Origin of the sequence: Sphingomonas sp. Ag1 (genome assembly GCF_000980895.1) — a bacterium.
Taxonomy (GTDB): Bacteria; Pseudomonadota; Alphaproteobacteria; order Sphingomonadales; family Sphingomonadaceae; genus Sphingomonas; species Sphingomonas panaciterrae.
In genome coordinates this window covers 1-16,581 of sequence record NZ_LAZX01000088.1, presented here as the reverse complement: position 1 = coordinate 16,581, position 16,581 = coordinate 1, and the positions used below count along the sequence as shown (strand labels likewise).

18 protein-coding genes and 1 pseudogene are annotated in these 16,581 nt (G+C 66.8%); 4 read left to right on the top strand and 15 right to left on the bottom strand.

Annotated features, from left to right (window positions below):
- Window positions 1–19: 19 nt before the first annotated feature.
- The 4 genes from XM50_RS07545 to atpD are packed head-to-tail and all read right to left on the bottom strand — an operon-like array spanning window position 20 to window position 2,374.
- A complete protein-coding gene (locus XM50_RS07545; protein ID WP_017501319.1) occupies window positions 20–286 on the bottom strand; it encodes an ATP synthase subunit I in 267 nt (88 codons plus the stop codon).
- Window positions 283–558: an AtpZ/AtpI family protein gene (locus XM50_RS07540; protein WP_030541619.1), complete on the bottom strand. Its 276-nt coding sequence runs from the start codon at window positions 556–558 to the stop codon at window positions 283–285. The genes XM50_RS07545 and XM50_RS07540 overlap by 4 nt, the downstream gene beginning before the upstream one ends.
- Complete coding sequence (locus XM50_RS07535; RefSeq protein WP_030541620.1) at window positions 555–965, bottom strand: F0F1 ATP synthase subunit epsilon; 411 nt, start codon at window positions 963–965, stop codon at window positions 555–557. Before XM50_RS07535 ends, XM50_RS07540 begins: the two co-directional genes overlap by 4 nt.
- Window positions 962–2,374, bottom strand: coding sequence for a F0F1 ATP synthase subunit beta (gene atpD, locus XM50_RS07530; protein ID WP_046408695.1), 1,413 nt, complete (start codon window positions 2,372–2,374; stop codon window positions 962–964). The genes XM50_RS07535 and atpD overlap by 4 nt, the downstream gene beginning before the upstream one ends.
- Window positions 2,375–2,649: 275 nt before the next feature.
- On the opposite strand from atpD, the gene XM50_RS07525 reads away from it, so the two are divergent.
- Window positions 2,650–3,069: a hypothetical protein gene (locus tag XM50_RS07525; RefSeq protein ID WP_017501314.1), complete on the top strand. Its 420-nt coding sequence runs from the start codon at window positions 2,650–2,652 to the stop codon at window positions 3,067–3,069.
- A gap of 27 nt (window positions 3,070–3,096) precedes the next feature.
- Here XM50_RS07525 and fabI read toward each other — a convergent pair.
- From fabI to copC, 9 genes and pseudogenes are all read right to left on the bottom strand, one after another.
- Window positions 3,097–3,870: pseudogene (gene fabI / locus XM50_RS20060) on the bottom strand (enoyl-ACP reductase FabI).
- Complete coding sequence (locus tag XM50_RS07515) at window positions 3,867–5,057, bottom strand: acetate/propionate family kinase (RefSeq protein WP_007406370.1); 1,191 nt, start codon at window positions 5,055–5,057, stop codon at window positions 3,867–3,869. The pseudogene fabI and the gene XM50_RS07515 overlap by 4 nt, the downstream one beginning before the upstream one ends.
- Complete coding sequence (locus XM50_RS07510) at window positions 5,050–6,477, bottom strand: bifunctional enoyl-CoA hydratase/phosphate acetyltransferase (RefSeq protein ID WP_046408694.1); 1,428 nt, start codon at window positions 6,475–6,477, stop codon at window positions 5,050–5,052. The genes XM50_RS07515 and XM50_RS07510 overlap by 8 nt, the downstream gene beginning before the upstream one ends.
- Before the next feature lie 3 nt (window positions 6,478–6,480).
- Entirely contained in the window at window positions 6,481–8,202 is a 1,722-nt protein-coding gene (locus XM50_RS07505; RefSeq protein WP_046408692.1) for a PHA/PHB synthase family protein, read from the bottom strand.
- Between the two features lie 403 nt (window positions 8,203–8,605).
- Entirely contained in the window at window positions 8,606–9,004 is a 399-nt protein-coding gene (cueR, locus tag XM50_RS07495) for a Cu(I)-responsive transcriptional regulator (protein ID WP_007406402.1), read from the bottom strand.
- Window positions 9,001–11,358 carry a heavy metal translocating P-type ATPase gene (locus XM50_RS07490; protein ID WP_046408691.1) on the bottom strand — a complete coding sequence of 786 codons (2,358 nt, stop codon included), beginning with the start codon at window positions 11,356–11,358 and terminating at the stop codon, window positions 9,001–9,003. Before XM50_RS07490 ends, cueR begins: the two co-directional genes overlap by 4 nt.
- Window positions 11,359–11,465: 107 nt before the next feature.
- Window positions 11,466–12,140 carry a class I SAM-dependent methyltransferase gene (locus tag XM50_RS07485; protein ID WP_017501308.1) on the bottom strand — a complete coding sequence of 225 codons (675 nt, stop codon included), beginning with the start codon at window positions 12,138–12,140 and terminating at the stop codon, window positions 11,466–11,468.
- 36 nt (window positions 12,141–12,176) lie between these two features.
- On the bottom strand, window positions 12,177–13,121 hold the full coding sequence (copD, locus tag XM50_RS07480; RefSeq protein ID WP_007406374.1) for a copper homeostasis membrane protein CopD: 945 nt from the start codon (window positions 13,119–13,121) through the stop codon (window positions 12,177–12,179).
- A gap of 4 nt (window positions 13,122–13,125) precedes the next feature.
- Window positions 13,126–13,503, bottom strand: coding sequence for a copper homeostasis periplasmic binding protein CopC (gene copC, locus XM50_RS07475; RefSeq protein WP_007406420.1), 378 nt, complete (start codon window positions 13,501–13,503; stop codon window positions 13,126–13,128).
- 132 nt (window positions 13,504–13,635) lie between these two features.
- Between copC and XM50_RS07470 the strand changes: the two genes are divergently transcribed.
- Genes XM50_RS07470 through XM50_RS07460 form a run of 3 tightly spaced genes read left to right on the top strand, consistent with a single transcriptional unit; the run spans window position 13,636 to window position 14,857 of the window.
- Window positions 13,636–13,908, top strand: coding sequence for a hypothetical protein (locus tag XM50_RS07470; RefSeq protein WP_007406394.1), 273 nt, complete (start codon window positions 13,636–13,638; stop codon window positions 13,906–13,908).
- A complete protein-coding gene (locus XM50_RS07465; protein WP_025550099.1) occupies window positions 13,908–14,345 on the top strand; it encodes a periplasmic heavy metal sensor in 438 nt (145 codons plus the stop codon). Before XM50_RS07470 ends, XM50_RS07465 begins: the two co-directional genes overlap by 1 nt.
- Window positions 14,342–14,857, top strand: a complete 516-nt coding sequence (locus XM50_RS07460; protein ID WP_046408689.1) for an RNA polymerase sigma factor — start codon at window positions 14,342–14,344, stop codon at window positions 14,855–14,857. Before XM50_RS07465 ends, XM50_RS07460 begins: the two co-directional genes overlap by 4 nt.
- A 27-nt stretch (window positions 14,858–14,884) precedes the next feature.
- On the opposite strand, the gene XM50_RS19605 is transcribed toward XM50_RS07460, so the two are convergent.
- Entirely contained in the window at window positions 14,885–15,763 is an 879-nt protein-coding gene (locus XM50_RS19605; RefSeq protein ID WP_082102860.1) for an AAA family ATPase, read from the bottom strand.
- Entirely contained in the window at window positions 15,690–16,403 is a 714-nt protein-coding gene (locus XM50_RS07450; protein ID WP_231621891.1) for a Mu transposase C-terminal domain-containing protein, read from the bottom strand. Before XM50_RS07450 ends, XM50_RS19605 begins: the two co-directional genes overlap by 74 nt.
- Window positions 16,404–16,581 lie beyond the last annotated feature (178 nt).

The window sequence follows — 16,581 nt, the reverse complement described above, 5'->3', positions numbered from 1 at the left end:
TCAAGTGGTGACGCGAATATCATCGGGCGCCTCCGAGCCGGTGGAGCATGATCTGGCGCCCGCCCATGAAGCCGGTTGTTGCGGCAAGAAGCGCCGGCCACCCTTGCCGGCTGGCGATGACAAGAACCAGAATAGTGACGGCGAGGCGCCCGAGCCTGAGCAGGATCGCGCGCGATGCCGGGCCGCCATGGGTGACGAGGTCGGCTTCTCTGGCGATGGCCGCGAAATGGGCGAGGCCGACCGCAAATCCGAGGGCCAGGAACAGGATGGGGGAGAGCTGGCTCATTGCCGGTGCATCCAGCGCCAGCCCGACCAGCAGCCGAGGGCGAGCCCGACGAGCAGGAGCGGCGCGGTCCAGAAGATGCCGCTATCCAGCCGGTGGTCGAGCCAGCGGCCGATCGCGAGACCGACCAGCGCGGGCAGGACGATCTGCCAGCCGAGCACGCCGATCTGGCCGAGATTGCGGGCGACGGAAGGAAGCCGCTGCGCAAGCCGCCGCCGTTCCGCGCGGGTCCGGATGGCTTCGACGATCGGCTGCTCGGGCTTGTCCGTGCTCACAGGCCGATCTCCCGGCCACCACCCTGCAGGGCCTCGACCATATGGCGGATCGCCTGCATCCTGAGCTTCGCCGACGCGGTCCGTTCGGATCGTTCGCCCTCGTCGCGCTCGCGGTAGCGCGCGAGCACGTCATGCTCGAGCGTTCCAAGGTCATCGCCGACATGGCCTTCGCGCGTCGCGACCGCGACCTCCGTGCCGTGGCTCACGGTCAGAATGCCGTTGCGCACCGCGCAATAGCCGGGAGCGCCATCGGGGCCGCGCCAGGAGACGATCGAGACGCCAAGCGCGGTCAGGAAATCGGCATGGCCCGACAGGATGCCGAAACTGCCGCTGGCATCCTCGGCGCGAACCGACGCGACATCGGCGTCGACGAGGATCGCGGTCGGATCGGTGATGCGCAGCTTCATGCGCCCTGCCCCACGCGAGAGCGTGCCTCTTCAATATCGCCCACCATGTAGAAGGCGCTTTCGGGCCAGTCGTCGGTCTCGCCCGACAGGATGGCCGCGACGCCCTTCAGGGTATCAGCCAGCGCCACCGAGCGGCCGGCCTGTCCGGTGAAGGCCTGGGTCACCATGAAAGGCTGGGTCAGGAAGCGCTGGAGCCGCCGCGCCCTGCCGACGATCAGCCGGTCTTCGCGGCCCAGTTCCTCGATGCCGAGCAGCGAGATGATGTCCTGGAGCTCGCGATAATGCGCGATCGTCTCGCGGGCCTGCTGGGCGAGCGCGTAATGATGATCGCCCACGACCTGCGGATCGAGCAGGATCGACGAGGACCCCAAGGGATCCACCGCGGGATAGATGCCTTCGGCCGCCATGGCGCGCGAGAGCAGAATGGAACTGTCGAGATGGGCGGAGATGGCGGTGACTGCCGGGTCGGTGAAATCGTCGGCGGGCACATAGACCGCCTCGATCGCGGTCACCGCAGCCCCATGCACAGAGGCGATGCGCTCCTGCAGCGCGGCCACCTCGCTGGCCAGCGTCGGTTGATAGCCGACGCGCGAAGGCATGCGTCCAAGCAGGCCCGACACCTCGCTGCCGGCCTGGACGAAGCGGAACACATTATCCATGAGCAGCAGGACGTTGCGCTTCTGCTCGTCGCGGAAATGTTCGGCGATGGTGAGCGCGGTCAGCCCGACCCGCCAGCGCGCGCCCGGCGGCTCGTTCATCTGCCCGAAAACGAGCACGGTCTTGTCGATCACACCCGAGCCGCGCATGTCGGTGAGCAGCTCATGGCCCTCGCGCGATCGCTCGCCGATGCCCGCGAACACTGAGACACCCTCGTAGCGGGCGACCATCGCGTTGATGAGTTCCATCACCAGCACGGTCTTGCCCACCCCCGCGCCCCCGAACATGGCGGCCTTGCCGCCCTGGGCAAGCGGTGCGAGCAGATCGATGACCTTGATGCCGGTCTCGAACATCGCCGTCGCCGCGCTCTGCTCGTCGAGCGGTGGGGGTGCGCGATGGATCGGCCTCAATGGCACATCCGGTCCGAGCGGCGCGCCGCCGTCCCCCACCTGCCCGGTCGGCGTAAGGAGCCGCCCAAGAACCTTGTCTCCGACCGGAACCGCGATGGGTGCGCCCAAGGCCACCACGCCGACATTGCGCGCCAGACCGGAGGTCGGCTGAAGCGCGACGGCGCGGACGGTCCGATCATCAATATGGCTCTGCACTTCCGCGACCAGCGGGCCTGACGCCGCATCGATGCGCAGTGCTTCATTGACTGCGGGCAGCGGCCCTTCGTCGAACTCGACATCGAGGACGGGACCGCGGAGCGCCGCAATCCGGCCGAGCCTGGCTATGGACGGTATCACGCCCATGCCGGTTGCCGGGTCAGACCATAATCATGCCCGACCGTGCCGCGATCATGACGGGACGGGTAGAAGTCGCTGCCCGCGGGCACGACATGGACGACAAGCCAAAAGTGCATTGGCTGAGCGTCGCAGGCAAGCCGCAGATTCGGCATACGTAGAGTTACCGATTCTCTCTGATTCAGCCTCGCCGAATATCGGCGGCGCGACGCGATGAGCCTCAGGCCAGGGCTGCATGCCCGATACGCTGGAGCTTAGACGCGAAGAGAAAGGTTCATCGTCCCATGCCCTATCCGGTCGATCAACTTGCCGCGCTCGCCAAAGCGAATGTCGGCCTGATGCTGAAGCTCGCCGAAGTCGCCCGGAAAGGTGGCGAAGAGTCGCTCGAGGTCGGCAACCGCGCCGCCGGCCGCTTCGCCGAAGAGGCGCGTGCCTCGATTGCGGGCGCGACGGACAAGACGTCGGACGCCGGCGCGGTCAGCCCGGCCGGACCGCGGGCACTGTTCGAGGACATGGCCACGGTCCGCGAGCATATGATTGCCGGCACAAGATCGGCGTTCGAGGAATGGCAGCAGGCCTGGCAGGCCGTCGCGAGCGCTCCGACGGCTCCCGGGGCGCTGGATGCCTTTGCTGCCATTGTCGGACCATGGTTCGGGCAGAAAAGCCCGGGCGACGGCGAGAAGCAGGCCACCAGCGACAAATAGGATAGCCCCCGATCGCGGCGAGCCGCCCTAGCCGAGCAGGTGCTGACCGCCATCGACCGGAATGATCGTACCGGTGATATGGCGGCCGGCATCGCTCACCAGGAAGGCGGCGAGCCCTCCGACATCCTCGATGGTCACGAGCTGGTGCTGCGGAACCGTCGCCGCGGCCCGTTCGAGCAGCTCGTCGAAGCGGTCGATGCCGCTGGCAGCGCGGGTCGCGATCGGGCCTGGCGAGATCGCATGGGCGCGAATGCCCTTGGGGCCAAGCTCAGCCGCGACATAGCGGGTCGCGCTTTCGAGGGCCGCTTTGACCGGCCCCATCAGGTTGTAGTGCTCGACCACCCGCTCCGACCCGTAGAAGGTGACGCACAGCAGGCAGCCGCCATCCGACATCAGCGGCTCGGCGAGACGCGCCATGCGCAGGAAGCTGTGGCACGAGACGTCCATCGCCAGCGCGAGGCCTTCGGCCGAGCTGTCGACGACGCGGCCGTGCAAATCCTCGTTCGGCGCGAAAGCGATCGAATGAAGCAGGAAATCGAGGCCGCCTTATTCGGACTTCACCCGCTCGAACAGGGCCTCCAGTTCGCCCGGCACCCGGACATCGCACGCGGCGAGCCATTCGACTCCCAGGGTCTCCGCGACGGGCGCCACGAGCGGCTCGGCCTTTCCGTTGAGATAGGTCGCCGCCAGTCTCGCGCCACAGTCGTGGAAGGCCTGGGCGCAGCCCGCCGCGATGCTCTGCGCGTTGGCGATGCCGATCACCAGGCCGCGCTTGCCAGTAAGATCGACGAGAGGTTTCATGGTTTCGGCTCCTCACGCAGAAGATCGGCGGTGTGGATGGCGATCATCCACTCCTCGTCGGTCGGGATGATGCGCACCGTGACACGGCTGAACGGCGCGCTGATGACCGACGCTCCGCGGAGATTCGCGTCCGTGTCGAGCGCCACGCCGAGCCAGCGGAGCCGATCGGCGACGCGGGCGCGGATTTCAGGCGCATTCTCGCCGATCCCGGCGGTAAACACGAAGCTATCGAGCCCCCCGAGCGAGGATGCGAGGGCGCCAGCCTGGCGCGCGATCTGCCAGACGAAGAGGTCGATCGCTTCCCCAGCGGCGGGCGTTTCGCTGCCGAGAAGCGCGCGCATGTCGCTCGATGTGCCGGACACGCCCAAAAGGCCGGACTCACTGTAGAGGAGATGCTCGACTTCGCGCGCCGTCATGCCCCTCTGCTGGAGAAGATAGAGCACCGCGCCCGGGTCGAGCGCTCCGCACCGCGTGCCCATCACCAATCCGTCGAGTGCGGTGAACCCCATCGTCGTGTCGATGCTGCGCCCCCCGTCCATCGCACAGAGGCTGGCCCCGTTGCCGAGATGCGCGGCGATCGTGCGGCCACCGCCTGTATCGGGATCGATCAAACGCAGCTGCCGCGCGATATATTCGTAGGAGATGCCGTGAAAGCCGTAGCGCCGCATGCCCTCTTCGCCAAGCGCGCGCGGCAGCGCGAGGCGCGTCGCAACCGGGGGCTGGCCATGATGGAAGCCGGTGTCGAAGCAGGCGACTTGCAGCAGAGCGGGGCGCAGCCTGGAGACGGCGCGGACCGCGGCGAGATTATGGGGCTGATGCAATGGCGCCAGTGGGCAAAGCGCCTCGAGTGCGGCGAGGAGTGGCGCGTCGACCCGCGCCGGCGCTGAATAGTCGGCGCCCCCATGAACGATCCGATGTCCTACCGCGATCAGATCCTCGCCGACCGAAGCTTCGATCTCCCGCAGCAAATCCTTGAGCAGCGTCTCATGCGTGATCGTGACGTCTTTCGTCCAGCGCCGGTCGGCAAGGACATCCCCCTTCGCATCGCGCGCGATCAGGTGCGGCTCAAGGCCGATATTCTCGATCTTGCCGCTCGCCAGCAAAGAGGGCTCATCAGTGCCCGGCTCGGCGTAGAGCGCGAACTTAAGGCTCGACGAACCGGCGTTGAGGCACAGGATTTCAGCCATCGCGGCGCTGTCCCGCAACGCCGGGAGACGCCTTGGTTGCAGCCCGCGCCAGCAGCACCGCGAGCGCGCAGGAGGCGAGGCGCGTGCGCACGCTGTCTGCCCGGCTGGTGAGGATAATCGGAACGCGCCCGCCGAGCACCACGCCTGCGGCATCGGCGCCGCCCAGGAAGGTCAGCTGCTTTGCGAGCATGTTGCCGGCCTCCAGATTGGGCACCAGCAGGATGTCCGCCCGGCCGGCGACCGGCGAGACGATACTTTTGTCGCGCACGGCCGCCTCGCTGATCGCATTATCGAGGGCGAGCGGTCCATCGAGCAGCGCGCCTTCGATCTGGCCCCGGTCCGCCATCTTGCAGAGCGCCGCGGCATCCAATGTGGTGCGCATCCTTGGATTGACCGTCTCGACGGCGGCGAGGATCGCGACCCTGGGTTGTTCGATCCCGATCACATGGGCAAGGTCGATCGCGTTGCGCGCGATGTCGGCCTTGTCCTCAAGCGTCGGCTCGATGTTAATCGCGGCGTCGGTGATGATGAGCGGGCGCGGATAGCCGGGCACATCCATCACATAGGCGTGGCTGATCCTGCGTTCGGTCCGAAGGCCCATGTCGGACGATACGACCGCGCCCATGAGCTCGTCGGTATGAAGCGAACCCTTCATCAGCAGCGCGGCTTCGCCGGCCCGTACGCGCGCGACGGCTTCGGCGGCGGCGGCGTGGCTGTGCGGGACCCCGATCACCCGGAAGGCGGCAATATCGACACCGGCGTCCTTCGCCGCATTCGTCATACGCGCCGCAGGTCCGATGAGAATTGGAACGACGATGCCGGCGTCGGCGGCCTCAGCCACCGCGCGCATGGCGTCGGCGCTGCACGGATGGACCACGGCCGTGACGCACGCGGATCCGTCCTTGGCGCGCTCCATCAACTGGCGGAAGCGGTCGTGGCTGGCGATCCGCACGTCGGGAAGCGGCATGCGGGGCCGGCTGACTTTCTCGGTGGGCGCCTTGACCTCGGCCTGGCCGCTGATGGCGGTCTCGCCCTTTTGGTTCACGCAGGCGCAGTCGAGAACGATGACATGATGCTCGGCGCGCTTCTGCGCGACGGTGACGCAGGCCGTGATGGTGTCGCCGACGCCCACCGGGCGGGTGAAGCGAAGCGATTGGCCGAGATAGATCGCACCGGGCCCTGGCAGCTCGGTTCCCAGGATCGCCGAGATGAGCCCCGCGCCCCACATGCCATGAGCGATGACCCTGTGGAACATGTCCGTTTCGGCATAGACAGGGTCGAGATGCGCCGGATTCACGTCGCCTGACACCGCCGCGAAGAGCTGGATGTCGTCGGCGGTCAGCGTGCGGGTGAGGCTGGCCGTGTCGCCGACGGCGATCTCGTCGAACGTGCGGTTCTCGATGAGGTTGGCGGTGGCCATGGCTCAGCGCTCCAGCACGTAGCGCCCGGGGGCATCACCGAGCGGCGGATAGTTCCGTTCGGGCGCGCCCATCGACGGTGGGGCGGCCGCCTTGCCCGAGTGCGATCCAAGCCATGAACTCCATTCCGGCCACCACGACCCTTCGCGCAGCTCGGCCCGCTCCAGCCAGGTATCGGGACCTGGCGCCGGGCCATCCTGCATCCGTGTCGCGACGCGAAAGTGGCGATGAGGATGCCCGGGCTCGGAGACGATCCCGGCATTGTGGCCACCGCTCGTCAGCACGAAGCGGATCTCCGCGCCCGTCAGCATGTGGAGCTTGTGGGTCGAGCGCCACGGCGCGACGTGGTCGGTTTCCGTGCCCACCATGAAGATCGGCATGCGCAGCCCCGAGAGCGAGACCGGGTGGCCGCCGGCCTCGTAGCGCCCTTCGGCCAAGTCATTGTCGAGGAACAAGCGCCGCAGATATTGCGCGTGCATGGCATAGGGCATGCGGGTGCCGTCGGCATTCCATGCAATGAGGTCGGTCATCGGCTCGCGCTCGCCCATGAGATAAGTCGAGAGGATGCGCGACCAGACCAGATCGTTGGATCGCAGCATCTGGAAGGCGCCGCCCATCTGACTGCTGTCGAGAAAGCCGCGCGCCCACATCATCGCATCGATCAGGTTGATTTCCGCCTCGTCGATGAACAGGCCAAGTTCGCCCGGCTCGCTAAACTCGGTCTGGGCGGCGAACAGCGTGACGCTCGCCAGACGCTTATCTTCATCGCGCGCCATCGCGGCCGCGGTGATGGCGAGCAGCGTGCCGCCGATACAATAGCCGGCCGCGTGGATCTTCTCGGTGCCGGTAATCGCCTGGATGACATCCACGGCGGCCATCGGCCCAAGCAGGCGATAATCCTCCATGTCGAGATCGCGGTCGGCGCTGTCGGGATTGTGCCAGGAGATGCAGAACACGGTGTAGCCCTGCCCTACCAGCCAGCGGATGAGCGAATTTTCCGGGGAGAGGTCGAGGATGTAATATTTCATGATCCATGCCGGCACGATCAGTATCGGCTCCGGACGCACCGTCTCGGTTGCGGGCGCATATTGGATCAGTTCCATGACCCTGTTGCGAAACACGACCTTGCCAGCCGTGGCTGCGACCTTCTCGCCGACCCGATAGGCCTCCGTGCCCGCTGCGGGCTCCCCGCGTACCAGGCGTTCCAGGTCGTCGCAAAAAAATCGCGCACCCTCGACAAGGCATTGTCCTCCGGTTTCGAGGATGCGCTGCTGGAGCACGGGGTTGGTCGGGATGAAATTGGTCGGGGACACCATGTCGAGCATCTGGCGGGTCGCGAACTCGACGATCGCTTCGTGGTGCCCGGTGACGCCGCTCACGCCGGTCGTCGCGGCATGCCACCATTGCTGCTGGAGCAGGAAGGCCTGCTCGATCAGGTCGAACGGATGGCGCTTCCAGGCTGCGTCGGCGAAGCGCCGATCCTGGGGCAGCGGATCGATCGCCGGCTCGTGATCGCTGCCGGATGCGCTGCGCATGGCATAGTCGGCGAGCCGCATCAGCTTGCGCCCGCCCTTGGCGGCGAGCTGCAGCTGCCTGCCTGGCGAGCAGAGAATGTGCGTCCACCAGTCGGAAAAAGACTGCGCCAAAGTGGCGGGCGACTGGCCTGAAGTCAGCTGCGCGATGGCGGCGAAGCTCGACCGATCCAGCGTCGTGGCCAGACCGTCCAACGGGTCAGGGATATTGCTTCGACTCTGCACATTTTCGCTCCTGCTGCGGTGCAACAAGCCCTGAAGCGCAGGAAGCCTCTGCGCACTCCGTAGTCCTACGGAGGGATTGCCTCGCATATGCCAGCCCCAGAAGTCAGAGCTCAGCACGACATTGCTGTATGAAAAGCGGCCAAATACGATCAGGAGGCTCAGTGCGGTCGCACGGGCGAGCCAGCTATCCCGCCGAACCAGTCCCGCAATACCGGCGAAAGGGTCTGCGGGTTGCCGCCGATATGGCGAAGATCCTCCGCCAGCAGTGGCGGGCGGACTGCGAGGAAATATATCGCGAGGCCCGTCGTGAGAATGCCAAGTGCGATCAGCACCCCGGCCGCCAGAGCGGGTCTGGTCCGAGAGGCGGCCGGCGCTAACATTTTCTGTCGAGACTCAGTTCCGCGATGATGGGACAATCTGGCCGCTCGTCGCCATGACAGCGCTCGGCGAGATCGACGAGGGTCTCGCGCAGGGTCGTCAGCGCTTCGGCCTTGCGCTGCAATTCCTCCGCCCGCGCCAACGCGACCCGCTTTACATCGGCGCTGCTGCGGCCCGTGTCGGCCCACAGGCCGAGCAGGGTCCGGATCTCCTCGATCGGAAAACCGAGATCGCGGGCATTGGCGATGAACCGCAGGCGATGGAGGTCACTCTCGCCATAGTCGCGATAACCCGCTCCCCGGCGCGGCGGCGCCGGGATGAGGCCGATCTTCTCATAATGGCGGATCATCCGCTCCGAGACCCCGCTTTGCTTCGACGCCTCCCCGATGTTCACAGCGCTTTCCGGTTGAGGCGCAGCGCGTTGGTGACCACGCTGACCGAGGAGAGCGCCATGGCGGCGGCCGCGATGATCGGCGAGAGCAGGATGCCGAACAGCGGATAGAGCGCGCCCGCCGCCACCGGCACCCCGGCGACATTGTAGATGAAGGCGAAGACCAGGTTCTGGCGGATGTTGGACATGGTCGCCTGGCTCAGCCGCCGTGCCCGCACGATGCCCATGAGATCGCCCTTGAGCAGCGTCACGCCCGCGCTCTCGATCGCGACGTCGGTGCCCGAGCCCATGGCAATACCGACATCGGCGGCAGCCAGTGCGGGGGCGTCGTTGACCCCGTCGCCGGCCATCGCCACCACGCGCCCCTCGCTTTTCAACCGCGCGACGACGGCACTCTTCTGGTCGGGCAGTACCTCGGCTTCGACATCGTCAATGCCGAGCCGCCTTGCCACCGCCTCTGCTGTGGTGCGGTTGTCGCCGGTCAACATCACCACGCGAATGCCTTCGGCCTTGAGTGCGGCCAGGGCCTCCGGCGTCGTCTGCTTCACGGGATCGGCGATTGCAAAGGCGCCGCCGACGGTGCCGTCGACGCCGATGAAGATCGCGGTGGCGCCATCCCGGCGCAGGGCGTCGGCCTGCTCCGCCAGCGCGTCGGTTGCTATGCCCTCTTCCGAGAGGAACCGCGCATTACCGAGCACGATCCGGCGGCCGTCGACGGTGCCGAGCGCGCCGCGTCCGGTGGGGGAATCGAAGTCGGTGACGTCGCTCGTGGGGATGCCGCGATCCTTGGCGGCCTCGACGATCGCCAGCGCGAGCGGATGCTCGGAGGCCCGCTCGACCGAGGCGGCAAGCCGCAGCAGTTCGGCTTCGTCGAAGCCGGGCGCCGGCACGATCTGGGTGACGGCAGGCCGGCCTTCGGTCAGCGTGCCGGTCTTGTCGACGACGAGCGTGTCGACTTTTTCCATATGCTCGAGCGCTTCGGCATTCTTGATGAGGACGCCGAGCCCGGCGCCGCGGCCAACCCCGACCATGATCGACATCGGCGTGGCGAGACCCAGTGCGCAGGGACAGGCGATGATCAGCACGGCGACCGCCGCAACCAGCCCGTAGGCGAAGCGCGGCTCGGGGCCCCAGATGCCCCAGGCGATGAACGCGACCACCGCGACCGCGATGACCACGGGCACGAACCAGCCCGACACCTGATCGGCCATGCGCTGGATCGGCGCGCGCGAGCGCTGCGCCTCGGCGACCATCTGGACGATGCGCGCCAGCATGGTGTCTCGGCCAACCTTGTCGGCGACGATAACGAGCGCGCCGGTCTGGTTGAGCGTGCCGCCGATCACCGTGTCGGCCTTGGCCTTGGTGACGGGCATGGACTCACCGGTGACCATCGACTCGTCGAGCGAGGAACGGCCGTCCTCGACCACGCCATCGACCGGCACCTTCTCGCCGGGACGCACACGCAGGCGGTCGCCGACCACAACGAGATCGAGGCTGATTTCCTCTTCACTGCCATCGGAGCCGATCCGGCGCGCGGTCTTTGGCGCAAGGTTAAGCAGCGCCTTGATCGCGCCCGAGGTCCGCTCGCGCGCGCGCAGTTCGAGCATCTGGCCGAGCAGCACGAGGACAGTGATCACCGCGGCCGCCTCGAAATAGACGGCAACCATGCCGTCCTCTCCGCGGAAGGCGGGCGGGAACAGCTGGGGCGCGAGCGTCGCGACGACGCTGTAGATCCAGGCGACCCCGGTCCCCATCGCGATCAGGGTGAACATGTTGAGGTTGCGGGTCTTGAGCGAGGCCCAGCCACGCTCGAAGAAGGGCCAGCCCGCCCAGAGCACGACGGGTGTCGCCAGCACGAACTGGATCCATACCGAGATCGACATCGGCACGAGGCGATGGATCGCGGGAAAGAGATGCGCGCCCATCTCGAGGATCAGCACCGGGAGGGCCAGCATCAGGCCGACCCGGAAGCGCCGTGTGAAATCGACCAGCTCATGGCTGGGGCCGCTGTCGGCAGTCACGGTCGCGGGCTCGAGCGCCATGCCGCAGATCGGACAGGATCCGGGATGGTCCTGCCGGATCTCTGGATGCATCGGGCAGGTCCAGATCGTGCCTTCGGGCGCCGCGACCGGCGGCGCTGGCGGGCCGAGATAGCGCTCGGGATCGGCGATGAATTTGGTCCGGCAGCCCGCGCTACAGAAATGATAGCGTTCACCGCCATGCTCGGCTTGATGCGCCGTGGTCGCCGGGTCGACGGTCATGCCGCAGACCGGGTCCTTGACGCCGGTCGCCGCTTTCGCGGCGCTGTGGCCGCCGCAGCAACCGCCGCCATGCGCCGCTCCATGTGTCTCGTTCATCGCCTTGCTCCTTTCGACGCCTGACGATCTAGGGTCTGACACCGTGTCAGGGTCAATACGTAATCGCCTAAGCGGACAAATCGGCGGGCCCGTTCGCCTGGCCGCCATCAGCCAAGGTCATTGGCAACCGTAAGGCCGTGGTCCTGCGCCGGTCGATGCGCCGTAAACAAGTCGATCGCGCCGGTGATGGTCAAAAGCCGAAACGTCTCGGCCACATGCCTGAAGCCGGCCGCCGCGATCAGGCCGGGGAGCACGCCGTCGGCATTGGGCCGGGTATCATCGATGCCATCGAGCCGCTGCACGGTCAGGCGGAAGGCAAGCCGCATGAAACCCTGCTGGCGGCCATAATCGGCGATCACCAGGCGCCCACCCGGGCGCAGCATGGCGAACATGGCGCGCAGGGTTGCCGCCTTCTCCCTGACCGGCATCTGATGCAGCACGAGACTCGACACGACAGCGTCGGCGGTACCCGGGGCCACGTCCCTGGCAAATCCCTGACGCCAGTCGATATCGGCCCGCCGCACAGCGGCCTTGTGCCGCGCGATGTCGAGCGCCTCGGCATCGGGATCGAGACCGATCACCTGCGTCCTGGGCTCGGCTTGCTTGAGCATCAGCGCGAAGCTGCCGGTGCCACAGCCGACGTCGACGACCGTCTCACCGGCTTTGGGCGCCAGGGCGGCGAGCATGGCGGCACGCCACCGCTTCTCCCGCGTCCACAGGCGGATCGCGCGATCATAGTCTTTCGTCGATCCGGTCCCGAGCGGCGGGGTGTAGGATTGCATTGGCTTCTCCCAACGCGAGGCGTCCGAAACGATAAGCTACATCGACATGGGCGGCGATAGTGTCCCCAGCCAGGCGACGAGCCCGAGAATGACGATCGCAAGACCGCCTTCGACGACGAGGCTCGCGCGCAGCAGCGCCTGCGCCCGTGGCGCGTCCTCTTCCTCGATCGCCTGCGCAAGTGCCGGGGTCAGGCGATAACGGTTGAGCGCGGCCAGGCCCAGCATGCCGGCGAACAGCAGCAGCTTGGCGATGAGCAGCAGGCCGTAGGTCGACTGCCCGAGCGAGGCGATGTTGCCCGGACCGACGAGGAACCAGCCGTTCACCGTCCCGGTCAGGATCAGCAGGGCGACGATGATCGTGCCGACGAGGGAGAAGCCCCGCAACGCTTCCTCGGCGAGCGTGACCCGGTCCATGTCTTGAGCGGCGAGATCGTCGGTTGCGAGCCTGGGAAGTACCAGCGCGAGGAATGCGGCAAGCGCGCCGACCCAGGCGCCGGCGGCGAGCAGATGGATGAGATCGGCCCCCAGTTGCAGCCAGCCCGCCTCGCCTTCGCCAGCCGCGCCATGCCCACTCCAGGCGAGGGTCGCGAGTGCGACCGCGCCTGCCAGAGTGGAGGCGATGAAGGCAGGACGGGATTGCCGGCGATAGAAGGGGATGGAGAGCAGAAGAACGAGGAGCGCGACGAGGCGCGCCTTCAGCGCCGTTCCCATGGACGTGCCGTTGAACAGCTCTGCGACCATGGAAAGATCAGGCTGGGTGAGCGGCAGCCCGGTCATGGCCGCTGCCTGCAACGCGAACCCCAGCGCCGACAGCAGGAGGGCGAGACAGGCGAGACCGGCCACCATTGCTACCATCGGCAGATGCCGCTGTACCATCCGGCCGCCGCCGGGCGCATAGAGCGCGAACAGCGGCAGGCCGAACAACAGGCCGAGATCGACGTAGAGCGCCCAGCGGACGGCGACGAGTGCCACGTCGTTCATGGCGTCACTTGACGGTAAAGGCGAGATTGCCCTGGATGCGGTGCGTGTCGGTCGAGACGACGTGCCAGGCGACCTGATAGCTGCCCGCCATGAGCGGCTTGGCGAGCGTCAGCACGAGCGTCTTGTCGCCTTCGACGGACGTCTTGAAGCCGGTTACCGCCATGCGGTGGTTGGGCATGCCGGGCATGCCGGTCATCACGATCTCGGCGCCCGACAGCTTCGGCATCAGACCTTCACTGAAGGTGAGCGTTATACGCGACGGCGCCGGGACGCTGGCGTTGGCGGCGGGCGTCGAGGACACGAGCTTGGGATGGGCGTAGGCCGGAGCCGAAACACTCAGGCCGACGGCGGCGATGGCTGCGAGCGGCGAAAAGAAGCGCATTTGGACATTCTCCTGTCAGTGACATGAGAGAATACGCAGCCGCGACCTGCACCCCTCGCACTTTTCTTTTTGTTCCCGGACAAGGGTTGCCGGACCATCCTGCTTATTGAGAAGTGAAGACGGAGAAACATCATGGACCACCTCGACGACATGCTCAGCCGGTTGCGGGAAGCGCCGCTCGATCCCCGGCTTGCCGGGCTGGACAGCCGCGTCATGGCCGAGATCGCCCGGCTCCAGGCCATGCCCCGCCTGAGCGCCACGACATTCGGTATCGCCGCGGCAGCAGCCTTGTTCCTGGGAATTGCCGGCTCGGCCGTGCCTGTGCGGTCGACCGAAGCCGGGCCGATATCGCCCTTTGACGCGCGGCTCGCGCTCGCTCCTTCGACGCTGCTGAGTTCACAATGATGCGCGACCGCCGGCTCCTGCTCCTCGTCCTGCTGACCTTTGCCGCGGCGATCGCCGGTGTGGTCATCGGCCGCGTCTATGTGGTTCCGGTGCGCCCGGTCGAAAATGAGTTGCACGACCTGCTCCATCGCGATCTGAAGCTGGACACCGCGCAACATAGCCGTCTCGAGACGATCGAGAAGAACTATGCGATCCGGCGTCAGGCACTGGAGGCCGAACTGCGCGCCGATAACGCGCGGCTCGCCGAGGCGATCGAGGCGGAGCATGGCTATGGTCCTCGGGTTGCAGGGGCGGTGGATCGCTCGCACCAGGCGATGGGCGCGCTGCAGAAGGAAACACTCGAGCATATCTTCGCGATGCGGGCCGTGCTGCGCCCGGATCAGACGGACAAGTTCGACGACGCCGTGGTGAAAGCGCTGACGGCCAAGTCCAAATGACCGCGTGCCTCCCCGACTGCTCGGACGGGGAGCTCGCGGCTCTGGCGCTTGGAGGCCGGCAAGCGGCCTATGGCGAGCTGGTCCGCCGGCATCAGGGCTGGGTGCACCGCCTCGTGCGCAGCCATGTCGGGAACCGCGACGAAGCGCTCGACGTGACCCAGGCGAGCTTCGTCGCCGCCTTCGCCGCACTCAACCGCTATGACGCTGCGCGACCTTTTCCGGTCTGGATGTCGCGGATCGTCATCAACAAATGCCATGACTGGCGCCGCCGCCGCGCGGTCCGCAACTTCTTCTCCCACGCGCTGGCGCTGGGGGAAGCCGAACATGTCGTCGACGAGGCGCCACTACCCGACCAGGCGATCGGCGCCGAGCAGCAGCTGGCAGAGGCCATGAAAGCGATCGCCGCCCTGCCCGCATCGCTCAAGGACACGCTCGTCTTGCGGACGATCGATGAGAAATCGGAAGCCGAAACCGCCGAGATTCTCGGCATCTCCTGTAAACGCTCGCGCTAAATGGCGGCGTTCTGATCGCGCTATTTGTCAGTTGCCGGGTCCGATGACGAGGCAATCGCGCGCGGCCTGAACGATGTCAGCGGTGACCTCCTCGACGCGGTTGAGGGTCATGATCCGCCGCATCTGCGCGAACAGGCGCTCCATGAGCCGGAAGTTGCCGCGCGTGATGCGGATCACGGCTGCCTGCGCTTCGATCGCGTCGAGTTGGGCCGGGTCGAAGCTGATCCCGAAATCGCCGGCGTGGGTCGCGAGCAGCAGCCGCATTTCGGTCTCGGTAAGCGGGTTGAACTCGTGGACGAAGCCGATCCGCGAGTAGAGCTGGGCATAGCGGGCGAGGCGCTTCTCCAAGCCCGGCATACCCATCAGGATCAGCCCGAAGCCGTGGCGATCGGCCATGTCGCGGAGATGTTCGAGCGACTTTATGGTCAGGCGGTCGGCCTCGTCGACGATGACGAGGGGGCAGGCGATGCGGGCGGCGTCATGGGTGATTTCGTCCTGCGAGCCGCCCGCGACCGTCAGCCGGGCATAGCCCAGCTTAATGAGGTTGAGGCCCAACACCGCGTCGATCGTCTTGGGCGTGTTGCTGACCGACACGGTGTAGAAGACGGCGCGGCAGCGAGCGACCTTTTCGCCAAGGAGCGCGGCAATGGGACGGAGCGCGGCATATTCCCCCAGGTCGGGGAAGCTGGAAAACTCGCGCGCCGATCGCGTCTTTCCGACGCCCGGCCGGCCATGACACACGCCGATATAGCGGTAGTGCGCGCAGGCTTCGGCAAACTCGACGAACCGGGCATGTTCGCGGGTCGCCAGGAACGGCTGCTCGACCAGGAACTCAATCGTCAGCGGCGTAGAGCCGGAGCCCTCGGTAGGTGGTGGGCCGGGAAGCCGTATCCTCTTGGTCGCCATCGAAGGTCTCCGTGGGGGCAGGCACCTGCTTGTCGCGCTCCTTCGCGCCGCGCCGGGCGCGCTGGATCGCGCGCAACGACGGGTGCCCAGCGTGCTCGGAGCTGAGCGCACGGCAGACGAACCGGCCCTGGTGGTAGACGTGGATCTCGGTCAGGTCGCGGGGGTCATAGACCGCCTCGACCTGCTCGCCGACGAAGGCCGCGAGCGTGGGTTCGACATAGCGCCTGCCCATCAGACGGATGCCGTCGCGCAGCACTTTACGGGGCTTGGGCACGTGCACGAGCAGCATGTCGAGCTGTTCAAGGCTGTCGGGCATTGCGGGCAGGAACCCGCCCTTCTGCCAGCGCGTGATCGGCGGTTCGCCGGTGCTGCCATGCGGGCGACGATGATAGACGCCGCACACGAACGCCTCGAAGCGGGCGCGCAGCTCGTCGAGCGTGAGCACTGGCGCCGACAGCGGCTTGCCCGCGATCAGGTGGCCGGGCAGGTCGGGCAGGAACATGTCGTTGATGGTGCGGAACAGCCGCTCGATCTTGCCGCGCCCGCGAGGACGCCCCGGCAGCGAATGGATGAGGCGGATTTTGAGGGCGATGCACGCCTGCTCGATATGCTCGGAGATGAAAGCCGAGCCGTAGCACATTGGGGAGCGTCGGTTCGGGAGCCGCTATGGCCCTGATGGAGACAAGGCCGCGTAGCGGCCGCAGGGTTCATCAGGGCAAGCCATGGCCGGCCAGCGGGTGTCTAAAGTGAAGTTGTCGAGACAACACTTTGGAGGCCGACCGACCATGACCAAGCTCCCCCCTACGCCTGCTGGCGCC